General features: G+C 65.5%; 14 protein-coding genes and 2 riboswitches. Of the genes, 10 read left to right on the forward strand and 4 right to left on the reverse strand.

The genetic code is table 11. The features are described from left to right. The 6 genes from AC1Q6V_RS17925 to AC1Q6V_RS17950 form a co-directional block, all read left to right on the forward strand. Nucleotides 1-237 (forward strand): ABC transporter ATP-binding protein C-terminal domain-containing protein (locus tag AC1Q6V_RS17925; RefSeq protein WP_492316435.1); only part of this gene is annotated, 237 nt, incomplete at its 5' end. Between the two features lie 17 nt (nt 238-254). Next, nucleotides 255-992 (forward strand): ABC transporter ATP-binding protein, encoded by a 738-nt coding sequence (locus AC1Q6V_RS17930; RefSeq protein WP_010813254.1) that lies wholly within the window; start codon nt 255-257, stop codon nt 990-992. A gap of 10 nt (nt 993-1,002) precedes the next feature. Then, nucleotides 1,003-1,887 carry a branched-chain amino acid ABC transporter permease gene (locus tag AC1Q6V_RS17935; RefSeq protein WP_010813253.1) on the forward strand — a complete coding sequence of 295 codons (885 nt, stop codon included), beginning with the start codon at nt 1,003-1,005 and terminating at the stop codon, nt 1,885-1,887. Nucleotides 1,888-1,958: 71 nt separating this feature from the next. After that, entirely contained in the window at nt 1,959-2,903 is a 945-nt protein-coding gene (locus AC1Q6V_RS17940) for a branched-chain amino acid ABC transporter permease (protein ID WP_371258389.1), read from the forward strand. 292 nt (nt 2,904-3,195) lie between these two features. Further along, complete coding sequence (locus AC1Q6V_RS17945; RefSeq protein WP_454749419.1) at nt 3,196-3,594, forward strand: PAAR domain-containing protein; 399 nt, start codon at nt 3,196-3,198, stop codon at nt 3,592-3,594. Between the two features lie 580 nt (nt 3,595-4,174). Beyond that, nucleotides 4,175-4,768: a type VI secretion system amidase effector protein Tae4 gene (locus AC1Q6V_RS17950; RefSeq protein WP_011616644.1), complete on the forward strand. Its 594-nt coding sequence runs from the start codon at nt 4,175-4,177 to the stop codon at nt 4,766-4,768. A 348-nt stretch (nt 4,769-5,116) separates the two neighbouring features. On the opposite strand, the gene AC1Q6V_RS17955 is transcribed toward AC1Q6V_RS17950, so the two are convergent. After that, entirely contained in the window at nt 5,117-6,385 is a 1,269-nt protein-coding gene (locus tag AC1Q6V_RS17955) for a D-amino acid dehydrogenase (protein ID WP_010813248.1), read from the reverse strand. A 56-nt stretch (nt 6,386-6,441) separates the two neighbouring features. Further along, nucleotides 6,442-6,560: riboswitch (glycine riboswitch) on the reverse strand. After that, nucleotides 6,561-6,659, reverse strand: a riboswitch (glycine riboswitch). Nucleotides 6,660-6,815: 156 nt separating this feature from the next. Between AC1Q6V_RS17955 and AC1Q6V_RS17960 the strand changes: the two genes are divergently transcribed. Genes AC1Q6V_RS17960 through AC1Q6V_RS17970 form a run of 3 tightly spaced genes read left to right on the forward strand, consistent with a single transcriptional unit; the run spans nt 6,816 to nt 10,892 of the window. Next, entirely contained in the window at nt 6,816-9,143 is a 2,328-nt protein-coding gene (locus tag AC1Q6V_RS17960) for a TonB-dependent receptor (RefSeq protein WP_454749418.1), read from the forward strand. Nucleotides 9,144-9,168: 25 nt separating this feature from the next. Then, complete coding sequence (locus AC1Q6V_RS17965; RefSeq protein WP_454749417.1) at nt 9,169-10,392, forward strand: sialidase family protein; 1,224 nt, start codon at nt 9,169-9,171, stop codon at nt 10,390-10,392. Further along, on the forward strand, nt 10,389-10,892 hold the full coding sequence (locus tag AC1Q6V_RS17970) for a TlpA family protein disulfide reductase (protein WP_454749416.1): 504 nt from the start codon (nt 10,389-10,391) through the stop codon (nt 10,890-10,892). Before AC1Q6V_RS17965 ends, AC1Q6V_RS17970 begins: the two co-directional genes overlap by 4 nt. 25 nt (nt 10,893-10,917) lie before the next feature. Here the strand turns inward: AC1Q6V_RS17970 and AC1Q6V_RS17975 are convergent, their stop codons facing one another. The 3 genes from AC1Q6V_RS17975 to AC1Q6V_RS17985 all read right to left on the reverse strand — a co-directional run bounded on the left by AC1Q6V_RS17975 (nt 10,918) and on the right by AC1Q6V_RS17985 (nt 13,725). Next, nucleotides 10,918-11,907 (reverse strand): Bug family tripartite tricarboxylate transporter substrate binding protein, encoded by a 990-nt coding sequence (locus AC1Q6V_RS17975; protein ID WP_454749415.1) that lies wholly within the window; start codon nt 11,905-11,907, stop codon nt 10,918-10,920. Between the two features lie 61 nt (nt 11,908-11,968). Next, the gene (locus AC1Q6V_RS17980) at nt 11,969-12,949 is read right to left on the reverse strand and encodes a tripartite tricarboxylate transporter substrate binding protein (RefSeq protein WP_439672443.1); all 981 of its coding nucleotides are present in this window, start codon (nt 12,947-12,949) and stop codon (nt 11,969-11,971) included. Nucleotides 12,950-12,975: 26 nt separating this feature from the next. Further along, complete coding sequence (locus tag AC1Q6V_RS17985) at nt 12,976-13,725, reverse strand: GntR family transcriptional regulator (RefSeq protein ID WP_058698514.1); 750 nt, start codon at nt 13,723-13,725, stop codon at nt 12,976-12,978. Nucleotides 13,726-13,844: 119 nt separating this feature from the next. Here AC1Q6V_RS17985 and AC1Q6V_RS17990 point away from each other — a divergent pair, with 119 nt between their 5' ends. Then, entirely contained in the window at nt 13,845-14,699 is an 855-nt protein-coding gene (locus AC1Q6V_RS17990; RefSeq protein WP_058698513.1) for an amidohydrolase family protein, read from the forward strand. Nucleotides 14,700-14,705 lie beyond the last annotated feature (6 nt).

The raw sequence follows: 14,705 nt of genomic DNA on the forward strand, positions 1-14,705 counted from the left end.
ATGGGCCACGAAGACGTGGACCGCGTCACGCAGCTGATCAGGAAGGTCTCGGCGGGCCGCACCATCCTGATGGTGGAGCACAACATGAGCGTGGTCTCGTCGATCGCGGACAAGATCACGGTGCTGCAGCGTGGCGCGATCCTGGCCGAAGGCCCGTATGCCGAAGTGTCCAGGGACCCGCGCGTGATGGAGGCCTACATGGGCACCGCCGACGCGGAACTGCAGGGCGCGCACTGAGCCGGGAGACCAACGAGATGACCTCATTGAACACACGCGCCAATACACCCGCGCTCGAGCTCAAGGACCTGCACGCCTGGTACGGCGAATCGCACATCCTGCACGGCGTGAACCTGACCGTGAACCGCGGCGAAGTGGTCACGCTGCTGGGCCGCAACGGCGCCGGACGCACCACCACGCTGCGCGCGATCATGGGCCTGACCGGGGCGCGCAAGGGCTCGATCAAGGTCGACGGCCACGAGACCATCAGCCTGCCGACGCACAAGATCGCGCACTACGGCATCGGCTATTGCCCCGAAGAGCGCGCCATCTTCTCCAGCCTCTCATGCGAAGAGAACCTGATGCTGCCGCCGGTGCTGAAGGGCGCCGACACCAGCAAGGGCATGAGCGAGACCGAACTCTACGAGATGTTCCCGAACCTGAAGGAGCGCCGCCAGAGCCAGGGCACGCGTCTTTCCGGCGGCGAGCAGCAGATGCTGGCGGTCGGGCGCATCCTGCGCACCGGCGCCAACCTGCTGCTGCTCGATGAAATCTCGGAAGGGTTGGCACCGGTGATCGTGCAGGCGCTTGCGCGCATGATCCTGATGCTCAAGCAGAAGGGGTACACGGTGGTGATGGTGGAGCAGAACTTCCGCTTTGCCGCGCCGCTGGCTGACCGCTTCTACGTGATGGAGCACGGCAGCATCGTCGAGCGCTTCGCGGCCAGTGAGCTGCAGGCCAGGATGCCGGTGCTGCATGAACTGCTGGGCGTATAAGGAGCGACTCATGAATCTGTTTGAAATCCCGCTCCCGGCGCTGCTGTCGCAGTTGTTGCTCGGGCTCGTCAACGGCGCCTTCTACGCCATGCTGAGCCTGGGGCTGGCGGTCATCTTCGGGCTGCTGAATGTCATCAACTTTGCGCACGGCGCGCTCTTCATGCTGGGTGCGGTGCTGGCGTGGGCCGGCATGGCCTATGCCGGCCTCAGCTACTGGGTGATGCTGCTGTTGTCGCCGCTGGCGGTTGCCGCGCTGGGCGTGGGGATCGAGAAGACCATGCTGCGCTGGATCTACAAGCTCGACCATATCTACGGCCTGCTGCTGACGCTAGGCATCACGCTGGTGATCGAAGGCATCTTCCGCTCGGTCTATGGCGTGTCCGGGCTGCCCTATGCACCGCCCGAGGCGCTGCAGGGCGCCTCCGACCTCGGCTTCATGCGCTTGCCCAACTACCGCGTGTGGGTGGTCGGGGCATCGCTGGCGGTCTGCCTGTCGACGTGGTACGTGATCGAGAAGACCAGGCTGGGCGCCTACCTGCGCGCCGGCACCGAGAACGCCAAGGTGGTCGAGGCGTTCGGCGTCAACGTGCCGCGGATGGTGACGCTGACCTATGGCTTCGGCGTGGCGCTGGCCGCGTTTGCCGGGGTGCTGGCGGCGCCCGTCATGCAGGTATCGCCGCTGATGGGGCAGAACCTGATCATCGTCGTGTTCGCGGTGGTGGTGATCGGCGGCATGGGCTCGATCATGGGCGCGATCCTGACCGGCCTGGGGCTGGGCGTGATCGAGGGGCTGGCCAAGGTGTTGTACCCGGAAGCATCTTCCACTGTTGTCTTCGTCATCATGGTGGTGGTGCTGTTGTTGCGCCCGGCAGGGCTGTTCGGAAAGGAGAAGTGATGAGCGGACAATCTATCGCCGCAATCGGCATGCGGCAGCAGCAGGCGGCGGGGCGCCTGCCAAAGCAGGTGATGTACGGCGTGGTGCTGGCGTGCCTGCTGGCCGCGCCGCTGGCCGGTGCGTATCCGGTGTTCGTGCTCAAGGTGATGTGCTTTGCGCTGTTTGCGTGTGCCTTCAACCTGCTGATCGGCTATACCGGGCTGCTGTCGTTCGGCCATGCGGCCTTCTTCGGCGGCGCTGGCTACGCCGCCGGCCATGCCATGAAGGTCTGGGGCGTGACCCCGGAAATCGGCCTGATCCTGGGTACCGGTGCGGGCGCTCTGATCGGCTACGTGGTGGGCTCGCTGGCCATCCGCCGACAGGGCATCTACTTCTCGATGATCACGCTGGCGCTGGCGCAGATGCTGTTCTTTATCTGCCTGCAGGCGCCGTTCACCGGCGGCGAGGACGGCCTGCAGGGCATCCCGCGCGGCAAGCTGTTCGGGGTGCTGCCGCTGTCGGACGATCTGACGCTGTACTACGTGGCGCTGGCGATCATCGTGGCCGCCTTTGCGCTGATGGTGCGCACGGTGCATTCGCCGTTCGGCCAGATCCTGAAGGCGATCAAGGAGAACGAGCCGCGCGCGGTGTCGCTGGGCTATGACGTCGACCGCTTCAAGCTCACGGCCTTCGTGCTGTCGGCGGCGCTGTCGGGGCTGGCCGGCTCGATCAAGGCGCTGGTGCTGGGCTTCGAGACGCTGACCGACGTGCACTGGTCGATGTCCGGCATGGTGATCCTGATGACCCTGCTGGGGGGGCTCGGCACACTCACCGGCCCGATCGTCGGCGCGTTTGTTGTGATCGCGCTGGAGAACAAGCTGGGCGAACTGGGCAGCTACCTTGCGGCGGTGACGGACATCGACTGGTTCAACGGGCTCGGTGAATCGGTGTCGATGGTGACGGGCATCATCTTCATCGTATGTGTGCTGACCTTCCGCAAGGGGATTGTGGGGAGTTTGGGGCGCGGACCCGGATGAGGTGAAAGCCGTCCAAGGAGTTTCTCCTCTCTCGCGCTTGCGGGAGAGGGGCCGGGGAGAGGGTATCCCTCACGCAATGCGGCCTACAAGATGGGGCTGGGAGCCCACACGCGGCTCGCGCAGGCGATCGGGGAGCTGGTAGTGCGGGCGCAGGCCGAGCGTGCGGCTGCCGCACCGAGCGCCCCACAGCCAGGAGGCCGGTCGCGGTCGTCCCGCGAACAATAGGCTTCAAACCGCCCGGCCGTCATGCAAAGCCTTTGAAAAATCATCCCCAAATTTAGGCCATGTCTGATTGATCCCCACTGCCGATTTCGGCTCAATGGTATTCGGCAAACCAGCCGTTTCCAACCGAGCATCAATGATGCAAGACAGGAAAACCAAGAAGATTTACGTTGCAGCATTCGAAGGTGCGAAGACCGCCAACGGCGGTGAAGTCGTGAAGGGTTCCGGCAATCAAAGCTACGATGGCCGTCCCATCGTCCGGGTTGGCGACGTGGCGACCTACCAGGATGGCAGTACGGCGGTGATTATGGCGGGCGCAGGCAAGGCGTGCGAGTCAGCAGGCGTGCCGGTGGCCCTCATCGGCAGCCCCCTGAGCAATGGGGACACCATTGTGTTCAGTCCCGTGACGGCGCTGGAATTCCACGAATCGGCAGACAAGTCTATCCTTGGCCTGCTCGGTCCCGCCTAAGAGGCCGTCATGCCGGATATTCGCTACGCACTCCGGAACGGAGACAAGACAAGCTCGGGCGGCATACTCTTCGCCACGGGCCGCAGCATATTCCATCATGACCTGATAGTCGGTGTCGAAGGCGACCATGCAACCTGCCCCCGCCTGCAAGGTGGGCGGGCCGGTGATGAATGACTGTTATCCGGCCGTCGATGTAGATGGCAAACAGATGTTGGTGACTGGTGCGCGAGTCAATTGCAAGTGCCCGACTCACCCGGTTGTCATCCACTCGCGGATGGATTTCATTATTGAGGTGAACCGGGGAGGCCGCAATGCGCCGCCGCCGCCATCGTCCGCGTCCTTGGCCTCTTCGAACCTGACTTCGCCCGCGACAGGTGACTACGACGAGCAAGTCCGAGTCCGAGCGGGTAATACACCCTTGGAAGGCTACCCCTACTTCATCGCGACGCCCGACGGGCGGGCATTCTCCGGGTGTATAGACGAAAGCCGCAAGTTACCTCGCATATATACAAAGAACCTCAACGAGTACGCAATTTATTGGGGCGATGACGCTCTAGCAAAACAGACAGAGGTATGAGGTATGCCCAATAAGAAAACGATCGTGACAACAAACGCGACACCGAACTCCATTAAGGAAGTGCAGCTTAAGGTGGTAACGTTTCAGGAACTCTGGGAAAATTATCCGTCGGGTAATCCATACGACAATCCGGCCTATTCCGATCAGTGCGCGATCCGTATGAGTGTTACTCTTCATCGAGTCGGCATCGAGATGAAGTCCTTTTCATCGAAGCTTGTGAAGCCGCTGTCGGGGCAGCCGAGTATCGGGCGTATTATTCTTCCCGCAGACGGGAAGGTCACTGCCACGCGAGCAAACGAACTCGGGGAATGGTTGAAGTTGCAACCTTTTGCCGGACTAGGGAAGGCGGAGAATATTACAGGGCGGGACTGGGTGGGCAAGGTAAAGGGGCGAACCGGAATAATAATGTTCGATGGCTATTGGACGCGTGACGGAGAGGTGGCAGGGAATGCTAGCGGAGGCCATATCGATTTATGGAATGGAGAAAAGCTCACAGGCTTTGGTACTGGTCTAAGAGTAAGTTTGAATATTGTGGTTCCGGGTATTTGGTCAGATTTTCGCAACTCGAAAACAATTCTTTTCTTCCCCGTAAAATGAAGATACTGAGAGCAGTCATCGGCGCTATGACTGGTGCTGTCCTGGCTACGCTTGCTGCTTGGGGCGGGTTATATCTCTTCGGCGTTGTAGTTTCGCGCGGGACAGGAAGTTTGTTCGACACGAATCAGCATGCAGCGAATCTGTTCTTTGTTGGCTGGTTCGTGTCTATGGTCGCAGCCTCATTAATTGGTGGATGGCTTGGGTATTCATCCGGGCGAAAATAGGGCACACATCCACTATTTTTCAAGCGTATACATGCGCCGCGCCATGATTCCATCATGGCGCGGCGCTGTTCGAGCACGGTGGCCCTATCTTACAAATGGGAGAGGGGAGAAAACACCCGCGAACTCAAGCCTTGGCCAATGCCATCGGCGCACCCGCCGCGACTGCCACCCTCGCGCCGAGATGCTGGTCGACAACCCCTGCCACCATATCCGCCGTCACCGCCGACAAAGTCCACCCCAGGTGCCCATGCCCGGTGTTGTAGAAGATGCATGCCGCACGCCCGCGCCCCACGCGCGGCAGCATATCCGGCATCATCGGCCGCAGCCCGGCCCAAGGCACCACGCTGCGCGTGCTGACGCCGGGGAAGCACTGCTGCACCCATTCCACCAGCGGGCGGATGCGGTCGGCGCGGATATCGCGGTTGTAGCCGTTGAACTCGGCGGTGCCGGCCACGCGGAAGCGGTCGTCGCCCAGGCGGCTGGTGACCAGCTTGGTTTCGTCGTCGAGCAGGCTGACCACCGGTGCGGCGGCGCGGCTGGCCTCGTCGGTCAGGTTGACCGTGATCGAATAGCCCTTGACCGGATAGATGTTGACGCGGTCGCCCAGCCCCGCGGCCAGTGCGCGGCTGGCGGTGCCGGCGCAGATCACGGCGCCGTCGAAGGTGGAGGTGGCCGTGTCGGCTCCGTCCTGCACGGTCACGGTGGCGCGCCTGCCGTCGGTCTTCACCGCCCGCACGTCCTGGCCGTACAGGCAGCGCACGCCCAGCCGATCGATGGCTGCGGCCAGGCCGCTGGTGAACTTGTGGATGTCGCCGGTGGAATCGCTCTCGGTGAAGTAGCCGCCGTAGTACGAGCCGGCCAGCGTCGGCTCGATCGCGCGCATCTCCTCGGGCGTCACGGCGCGCCGTTCCAGCCCGCCCTGCGCCAGCAGTGCCGAGACCCGGCCGGCATGCTCGAAGCCGGTCTTGTCGCGGTAGATATGGAGGATGCCTTCCTTCTTCAGGTCGAAATCGATGCCTTCCTGCGCCGCCCAGGCGAACAGGTGCTCACGCGCCGCGATGGCCAGGCGCGCGGTCTCGATGGTGTTGCGGCGGTAGTGGGGGATCGCGGCGATGAACTCGGCGAACCAGGACAGCTTGTGCCAGCTGGGCCGGGGATTGACCAACAACGGGGCGTCGTTGCGCAGCATCCATTTCATGCCCTTGACGAGGGTCGACCAGTGGGTCCAGACCTCGGCGTTGGAGGCCGACAACTGGCCGCCGTTGGCGAACGAGGTCTCCATGGCGGCATAGCGGTGCCGTTCGAACAGCGTGACGGAGAATCCGCGCCGGGCCAGCGCGTAGGCCGTGGTGACACCCGTGATGCCACCGCCGATGACAGCGATTGATTTCATGATCTGCAGGTTCCAGGAACGTCGATGGTGGGAGCCCGGACGCAATATGCGTGGCGGACGCCCCCTCTGTTCTGGACCTGAGAGATTCACGCCACCCGGCCGCGAGGGCGGGGCGCGCTTGCTCCTTCGGTATGCCGGCGGACGATAGCGTCCGGCATTCTTCAGAGTGCACTGACTGGTGATGCCGGTCCTTTTGCCTGAGAGTTTCCGGGGCGGTTGCTCCTTCGGCGCTGTCCGCGGCGGGCGCCGCGACAGTCTCTCCCTGCATCACATTGGCTTGACGCCAATCCGGGCAATGTAGTGACAAGGCTCGACGTTGGATATGCGGGTTAACGCTTAGGCAGCCTGCCGCCCGCGTCGCTATGTCGCATCGGCCTGCGCCCCCGTGCCCCATAAAATGTCAGCGCTCGCTCTCGGGGAGAGGCGCCGTATGCTGCGCTCAGGTGGAGTGAGTCGAAAAAGACGACAACAAGGTTTTCCAGTGAAGAAGAATCGCATTGCACTGGCCGTTTCGGCGGTGCTGATGGGCCCCGCCGTCGCCGCCGCCCAGGTGGTGGACGCGCCCGAGCCGCTGCAGGAGGTGGTGGTCTCGGCCAAGTCGGAGCGCGCCGAGACGCCGGCCATACCGCCCAACACGCCCTCGCCGTCCTACGGCATCAGCCGCCGCCGCATGGCCGACTTCAATGTGGTGAACACGGAAGACGCCCTCAAGTACGCGCCCAACCTCGCCGTACGCAAGCGCTTCATCGGCGATATGAATTCGATCATCTCGGTGCGCAGCACCAGTTCGCGCCAGTCGGCGCGGGGGCTGGTCTATGCGGACGGCCTGCTGCTGTCCAACCTGCTGGGATCGGACTTCAGCTTCCCGCCGCGCTGGTCGCTGGTCAACAGCGCTGAGATCGAGCGCATGGATGTGCTGTACGGCCCGTATTCGGCGCTGTATCCCGGCAACTCGCTGGGCGCGACGGTGCTGATCACCACGCGCACGCCGGAGAAGTTCGAGGGCGATGCCAGCGTGCAGCTGTTCACGCAGCGCTTCAGCCTGTATGGCACGCACGACAACTTCAACGGGGTCCACGCCAACGCCTATGTGGGCGACCGCGTCGGCCCGTTCTCGTGGCTGGTCAGCGTGGACCGGCAGGACAGCAAGAGCCAGCCGCTGAGTTTCTATACCGCGGCGCGCTCCACGGCCCGTGCCACTTCCGCCGACAAGCCGGTCACCGGCGCGTACTTCGACCAGGACCAGACCGGCCGCGAGCGCGTGGTGATGGGCGTGAACAGCGAGGGCGTCACGCATACCGTGCAGGACCAGCTCAAGCTCAAGCTCGGCTACGACATCACCAATACCCTGCAGGCGCAGTTCACCGCGGCCTACTGGCAGCAGGACCGCTCCAGCGCCACCGGCAGCTACCTGCGCGATGCCGATGGCAATGTTGTGTCGAGCGGTCCCGTGAATATCGGCGGTTATCGCTATGTGATTCCCGCCAACGCCTTCGCCCCGAGCAATGGCGAGGACGCGCGCTGGCTCTATGGCCTGTCGCTGCGTACGCGCAACGAGACCGGCTGGAATTTCTCGGGCGTGGCGTCGCTGTTCGATGTCAGCAAGGACATCAGCCGCAGCGCCAACACCGTCGGCAGCGGGCCGGGCACGGTGACCTATGGCGACGGCACCGGCTGGCGCACGCTCGACCTGAAGGCCGACTACCGGCCGCGGCAGCTGCAGGGCGGGCACTGGGTCACGTTCGGCTACCACCATGACAATTACCGGCTGAGCAACACCACCTACAACACCTCGGACTGGCAGGCGGCCACCATCAGCGCCTTCAACAACGCCTTTGCCGGCAAGACCGAGACCCAGGCGCTGTATGCGCAAGACGCCTGGTACTTTGCCGAGGACTGGAAGCTGATCCCCGGCGTGCGCTACGAACACTGGCGCGCCTATGACGGCAGCCGCAGCCAGCCCGGCGTGGATATCGGCTACCCGGTGCGCAGCGAATCCAACTGGTCGCCCAAGCTGGCGCTGGAGAAGGCATTCGGGCAGGACTGGCTGGGCCGGTTGTCGCTGGGCCAGGCCTATCGCTATCCGACTGTCAGCGAGCTGTTCCAGGGCCGCATCACCGGGACCGCGTTGATCAACAACGATCCCAACCTGCAGCCCGAGCGGTCGTTCTCGAAGGACCTGACCTTCGAGCGCACGCTGGATTCGTCGTACTTCCGGGTCTCGGTGTATGAGGACGATATCCGCGATGCCCTGGTCAGCCAGACCAACACCACGGTATTCCCGACTGTCACCAGCTTTCAGAACGTCGACCGCGTGCGCACCCGCGGCATCGAGCTGGCCTATGACGCGCGCGGTGTGTTCGTCAGCGGCTTCGACCTGTCGGCCAGCGGGGCCTACAACCATTCGAAGACGCTTGAGAACGCCAACAACCCGGCCTCGGTGGGCAAGTACTTCTACCGCATCCCCAAGTGGCGGGCCAACCTGATGGGCACCTATCGCATCACGCCGGCCTGGGCCGGCACGCTGGCCATGACCTATTCGGGGCGGCAGTACAATACGCTCGACAATTCCGACGTCAACCCCGACACCTTCGGCGGCACCAGCAGCTTCCTGACCTTTGACGTCAAGCTGACGTACCGGCCCGCGAAGAACGTGCGCCTCGGGCTTGGCATCGACAACCTCACCGACCAGCGCTACTACGTCTATCACCCGTATCCGGGCCGGACGTTCTACGCCGAGGCGAAACTCTCCTTCTGAGCACGTGAACAGGCTGACCACAACCATGCAAGGCGTTCGCCCCGGTTTCCGCTTGATCGTTGCCGGGCTGATGATGGCCGGTGCCGCGCTGGCCGCGACCGCGCAAACGCACGGCGATCACAGCGGCCACGGCGCGCAGGCCAAGGCCGCGAAGATGAGCGAGCTGGGCACCGGCGCCGCGTTCGATCGAAACGGCAAGCTATGGGTCGCCTACAAGGACGGCCCTTACGTCGCGGTACGTGCATCGACCGATTACGGCCGCAGCTTCGGGCCGGCGCAGCATGTCAACAGCGTGCCGGAGCAGGTCGCCGCCGATCACGAAAGCCGGCCCAAGGTCGCCACCGGGCGCGACGGCGCGATCTTCGTCATCTGGACCCAGCCGCTGCCCAAGCCGTGGACCGGCTTTATCCGCTTTGCGCGTTCCACCGATGGCGGCAAGTCCTTCGCCGAACCGCTGACGGTGCATGCCAACCGCGACCAGATCGCCCACCGCTTCGACGCCATCGCGGTGGACAATGCCGGGCGCGTCTTCGTCAGCTGGATCGACAAGCGCGACGTGGTTGCCGCCGAGGCGCGCAAGCAGCCGTACGCCGGCGCCGCGGTCTACTACGCGGTCTCGGCCGATCACGGCAAGACCTTCCAGGGCGACTACAAGATCGCCGACCAGTCGTGCGAATGCTGCCGCATCGCGCTGTCGCCCACGCCCGACGGCAAGATGCTGGCGCTGTGGCGCCATGTATTCCCGCCCAACGCGCGCGACCACGCGCTGGCGCTGCTGGGCACCGACGGCAAGGCCACGCCGGTGCAGCGCGCCACCTTCGACGACTGGCGCATCGATGCCTGTCCGCACCACGGCCCCGGCGCTTCGGTGGCGCCCGATGGCACGGTGCACATGGTCTGGTTCAACGTGCGCGAAGGCAAGCCCACGGTCTCGGTGGGGCGCTGGAAGGACGGCAAGCTGCAGGCACAGCGCCCGCTGGATGATCCGCGTGCGCAGCATGCCGACATCGTCGCGCTGAACGACAACGAGATCGCGGTGGCCTGGAAATCGTTCGACGCCCAGCAGACACGGCTGTCCGCCATGCTGTCGCACGATGGCGGCAAGACCTGGCAGACGCGCAAACTGGCCGGCACGGAGCGCGACTCGGACCAGCCGCACCTGCTGCAGCACGCCGGCCGCGCCTACGTGCTGTGGCGTACCGAGGCCGAGGGCTTCCAGGTGTTCCCGCTGGGCAAGGAGGGCGCATGATGCCATCCCGCCGCAAGCTGCTCGCCGCTGCAGTCCTGACCCTGGCGATGACTGCCGCCAATGCCGGCAGTCAACCGGCCGAGCGCGTCGCCGTGTTCGCATCGGCCAGCGCCGCCCAGCTCGCAGCCAGCCAGCAGGGCAAGCCCTTTGTGCTGGTGGTGTGGTCGCTCGACTGCGTCTATTGCAAGCGCAACTTCGACGCCATCGGCAAGCTGCGCGCGCAGCATCCAAACCTGCGCGTCGTCACGCTGGCGACGGACAACCCCGACGCGCTGCCACAGGTGCAGCAACTGCTCCAGCGCGTCAGGCTCACGCGCAACGCGTGGGTGTTCGGGCACGAGCCGCAGGAGCGGCTGCGCTATGCGGTCGATCCGGACTGGATGGGCGAGATGCCGCGCACCTACTTCTATCGCGCCGATGGCCAGCGGCAGGGCGTGTCCGGCGTGATCAGCGACGCCGGCTGGGGCAAGCACCTGCGCTGGGCTGGCATCGCCGGCTGAGGCTGCGCCGGGAGCGGCTGTCCGCTCAATCCGGCTTGATCCCGGCGCGCGCAATGATGGGCTTCCAGCGCTGCTGCTCCTGCGCGATAAAGCGCGAGAACTCCGCCGGCGTGTCGCCCACCACAATCGCCGCATCCGCGCTCAGGCGCTCGACCGACGACTTGCTCTTCACTGCTTTCACGGTGGCGTCCGCCAGCTTGTCGGCGGCCGCCTGGGGCAGAGATGCCGGTGCCAGCAGGCCATACCACTGCGTCATCTCGAAGCCGGGATAGCCTTGTTCCGCAACCGTTGGCACGTCAGGCAGCTGGGCAATGCGCTGGGTCGTGCCGGTGGCGATGCAGCGCACCTTGCCGGCCTTGATGAACTGGATGATCGCCGGCGCGCCGACCGCGGCCGCGTCCAGCCTTCCGGACAGCAGGTCAGTGATCTGCGGACCGCTGCCGCGATACGGCACATGGGTGATGAAGGTGCCGGTCGCGGCCTTCAGGTATTCAAAGGCCAGGTGGCCGGCGCTGCCGTTGCCGGCCGAACCGTAGTTCAGCTTGCCGGGCTTGCTCTTGGCCAACGCCACGAACTCCTTCAGGTTCTTCGCGGGGACGTCCGGGTGGACCACGTACAGGCTCGGCACCTTGGACAGCAGCGAGATCGCGCGGAAGTCCTTGACGGGGTCGTAGGGCAGCTTCGGGAAGATAAACGGATTGACCGCCAGCGTGCCGATATGGCCGAGGATCAGCGTGTGGTTGTCATCGGCGCGCGCGACTTCGGCCATCGCGATATTGCCGGCCGCGCCGGGCTTGTTCTCGACGAAGACTGACACGCCTAGCAGCTTGGTCAGCTCCGCCGCGGTGGAGCGCGCCACGATCTCCGAGCTGCCGCCCGGCGCGAACGGCACCACCAGCCGGATCGGCTTGGCCGGCCAGGCCTGTGCGCGGGCCAGTGTTGGTGCCAGCGCGCACGCGCCCAGCGCGGCGGTGGTCTTGAGCAGATGGCGGCGAAGGGGATTTATCGGGGTCATGTATTTCTCCTCAAAGTTCTGTAGCTGGGCCGTGGTGGGGCAGAGTCGGTGCCAATTGGTGCTATTCGGGCTTGATGTTGCCGTCCCGGATGACCTTGGCCCATAGCCGGGCCTGCCCGTCGATGAATTGCCGTGCCTGTGCTGGCGGCGCAGCCACGACCTCGCCGCCCAGCTCGGCCACGCGTTGCCGGATCTCGGGGCTGGTCATGACTTTCCGCAGGGCGTCGGCGAGCTTCGCTGCGATCGGGTCCGGCGTTGCGGCGGGCAGGAAGGCCGCGTTCCATTCATAGACCTCGTAGCTCGCCACGCCGGCTTCCTGCATGGTGGGCACGGACGGCAATGCCTGGGTGCGGGCATGGCTGGTCACCGCCAGCGGCTTCAGCTTGCCGGCCTTGATGTGCTGCAGGCTCGAAGCGACGTTGGCAAAGAACAGCGGCACCTGGCCGGCGATGACATCGGTCATGGCGGGGCCGCCGCCCTTGTAGGGCACATGCAGTAGATCGACCCCCGCGCGCTGCTCGAACAGCACGCCGGCCAGATGCTGCGCCGAGCCATTGCCCGAGGACGCAAAGGCGACCGAGCCTGGCTTTTGCCTGGCCATGGCCAGGACGTCGCTGACGTTGCTGGCGGGGAAGCCCGCCGTGGCCACCAGCACGTTGGGATAGCGCGCCAGCACGCCGACCGGCCGGAAGGCCTTGTCCGGATCGTAGGGCAGGCGCGGATAGAGACTGGGATTCACCGCATAAGAGGAGGCATCGACCATCATCGTGTAGCCGTCCGGTGCCGCCTTGGCGACATAGGCGGCACCGATCTGCCCGCCGGCACCCGGGCGGTTCTCGACGACGACGGTCTGGCCCAGCTCGCGCCCGAGGCCCGGCGCGATCAGCCGTGCCATCAGGTCCGCGCCGCCGCCCGGCGGATATGTCACCACGATCGTGATGGGCCGTGCCGGCCAGGCCGCGGCGGTGTCGGCGGCCTGCGCCAGCGTGGTGGTGGCGATCATGGCAGCGACCGTGGCGGCGATCGCGTGGCGTGCGTGCATGGGTCTGTCTCCTCGGGTGCGGTCCGTCAGCGGACGTCCGCGGTATAGCGAAAGGCAAAGGCGTCGCCCCGCGTCAGCCGGTATTCGATGCAGTTGCCGCCCAGGTCGAAGGCATGCCGGGTCACGACCGCGCACGGATGCGCATCCGGCAGGTCCAGCAAGGCCGCCTCGTCTGCTGCCAGCGTGCGGAAGGTCACTTCGTCAACGGCGCGATGGACCGTGATGCCGCAGGCGCTGCCCAGCAGCGGGTAGAGCAGGTCGCCCCATTGCGCCGGCGGGAGTTGCTGCAGGGCTTCGCAGCGCGGCAGCGGCAGCCAGATCGATTCCAGCAGCCGGGGCGTGTCCTCCAGCCAGCGGCGGCGCGAGATCGCCAGCCCGCGCGCGCCGGTCGGCAGCCCGAAGCGGGTTGCCATGGCCTTGTCCAGGCGCACGGCGCGGCACGACAGGATTTCCGAGCGCGGCACCGCCGGCGCGCCATCGGCGCCGCCGAAGCGGAAAAACCGCATCAGGCTGGCCCCGCTCAGTCCCTTGCGCACAAAGGTGCCCTTGCCCTGCACGCGCTCCAGCAGGCCCTGCTGGACCAGCACGGCGATGGCCTGCCGGATGGTGCCCAGCGCAATGCCGAACTCCCTGGCCAGCGCGCCTTCCGCAGGGATGGCGCTGCCGGGCGTCCACGCGCCCGAAACGATCTTTGCCTGCAGTTCCGCCGCGATCTGGCCATAGCGGCTCAGGCCCGCGGCGGTGGTCGTAGTCTGGAGCAGCGCGTTGTCTGGCATGCCGAACCCGTGCTAAATTGATGTCGATGTCATCTAGAGGACTAGAATACTGACGCGGATACGGATGCCATATCCGGATATACCCGCGCCACTGAGCCGCGCCACGGAGGGGCTGACTGATGAGCAAGCGCGCTTTGCCGCTGGTGGATACCCACTTCCACGTCTTCGATGCCGGAGCGGCCGCGCCATCGGCCCGCTACCGGCCGCCCTATGCCGCTGACCTGAAGGACTGGCACGCCCGGCTTGCCGGATTGGGGGACATGTATGGGGTGGTGGTGCAGACCAGTTTTCTCGGCACCGACAATGCGGCGCTGCTGGCCGCGCTGCAGGCCATGCCCGGGCGCTTGCGCGGCGTCGCGGTGGTCGGCCCTGAGGTAACGGATGCGGAACTGGCTACGTTGCACGCGGCCGGCGTGCGGGGCATCCGCCTGAACCTGTACGGCGATCCGGACTGGCAGCGCATCGCCACCGTGCCGTGGCGCGGGCTGTTCTCCAGGATCGCCGGGCTCGGCTGGCATGTCGAGCTCCATACCCGCAACGGCGATGGCGCCATGGTGCTGGCACAGCTTGACGCGGCCCTTGGCGATACCGGCGCGCCGGTCGTGCTTGACCACTTTGGCCGGCCCGGCCCCGCAGGAACCGCGGACGCGATCTTTGACGTGGCCTCTGCCGTGCGCGCGCGCCGCCAGGTCTGGGTGAAGATCAGCGCGCCGTACCGGCTTGCATCCCCTCAGGACTGGCACGGGCTTGCGCAGAGATGGCGCGAAGTCGTGGGCGATGACCGCTTGCTGTGGGGCAGCGACTGGCCATGGACCAACCACGAGGCGCCGGCTCGGGTCGACGAGTGCCGGATGCTTGCCGCATGGCCGGGACAAGGGGCGCCCGGTGACAGCGAGGAGGCCGGCGCGGCCTTGTCCGCTGCGCTCCGGTGGCGGAACGCGGCAGCGTTGTACGGGTTTGCGGTGAAGGGGTAGCGGGCG

Source organism: Cupriavidus sp. GW823-FHT07B10 (assembly GCF_058794355.1).

Bases quoted from the DNA above. Each gene is read 5' to 3' on its own strand.
- AC1Q6V_RS17930 (WP_010813254.1), top strand. From the start codon at position 255: ATGACCTCATTGAACACACGCGCCAATACACCCGCGCTCGAGCTCAAG.
- AC1Q6V_RS17940 (WP_371258389.1), top strand. From the start codon at position 1,959: ATGTACGGCGTGGTGCTGGCGTGCCTGCTGGCCGCGCCGCTGGCCGGT.
- AC1Q6V_RS17965 (WP_454749417.1), top strand. From the start codon at position 9,169: ATGCAAGGCGTTCGCCCCGGTTTCCGCTTGATCGTTGCCGGGCTGATG.
- AC1Q6V_RS17990 (WP_058698513.1), top strand. From the start codon at position 13,845: ATGAGCAAGCGCGCTTTGCCGCTGGTGGATACCCACTTCCACGTCTTC.
- AC1Q6V_RS17960 (WP_454749418.1), top strand. From the start codon at position 6,816: ATGCTGCGCTCAGGTGGAGTGAGTCGAAAAAGACGACAACAAGGTTTT.
- AC1Q6V_RS17935 (WP_010813253.1), top strand. From the start codon at position 1,003: ATGAATCTGTTTGAAATCCCGCTCCCGGCGCTGCTGTCGCAGTTGTTG.
- AC1Q6V_RS17970 (WP_454749416.1), top strand. From the start codon at position 10,389: ATGATGCCATCCCGCCGCAAGCTGCTCGCCGCTGCAGTCCTGACCCTG.
- AC1Q6V_RS17950 (WP_011616644.1), top strand. From the start codon at position 4,175: ATGCCCAATAAGAAAACGATCGTGACAACAAACGCGACACCGAACTCC.
- AC1Q6V_RS17985 (WP_058698514.1), bottom strand. From the start codon at position 13,725: ATGCCAGACAACGCGCTGCTCCAGACTACGACCACCGCCGCGGGCCTG.
- AC1Q6V_RS17955 (WP_010813248.1), bottom strand. From the start codon at position 6,385: ATGAAATCAATCGCTGTCATCGGCGGTGGCATCACGGGTGTCACCACG.
- AC1Q6V_RS17975 (WP_454749415.1), bottom strand. From the start codon at position 11,907: ATGACCCCGATAAATCCCCTTCGCCGCCATCTGCTCAAGACCACCGCC.
- AC1Q6V_RS17980 (WP_439672443.1), bottom strand. From the start codon at position 12,949: ATGCACGCACGCCACGCGATCGCCGCCACGGTCGCTGCCATGATCGCC.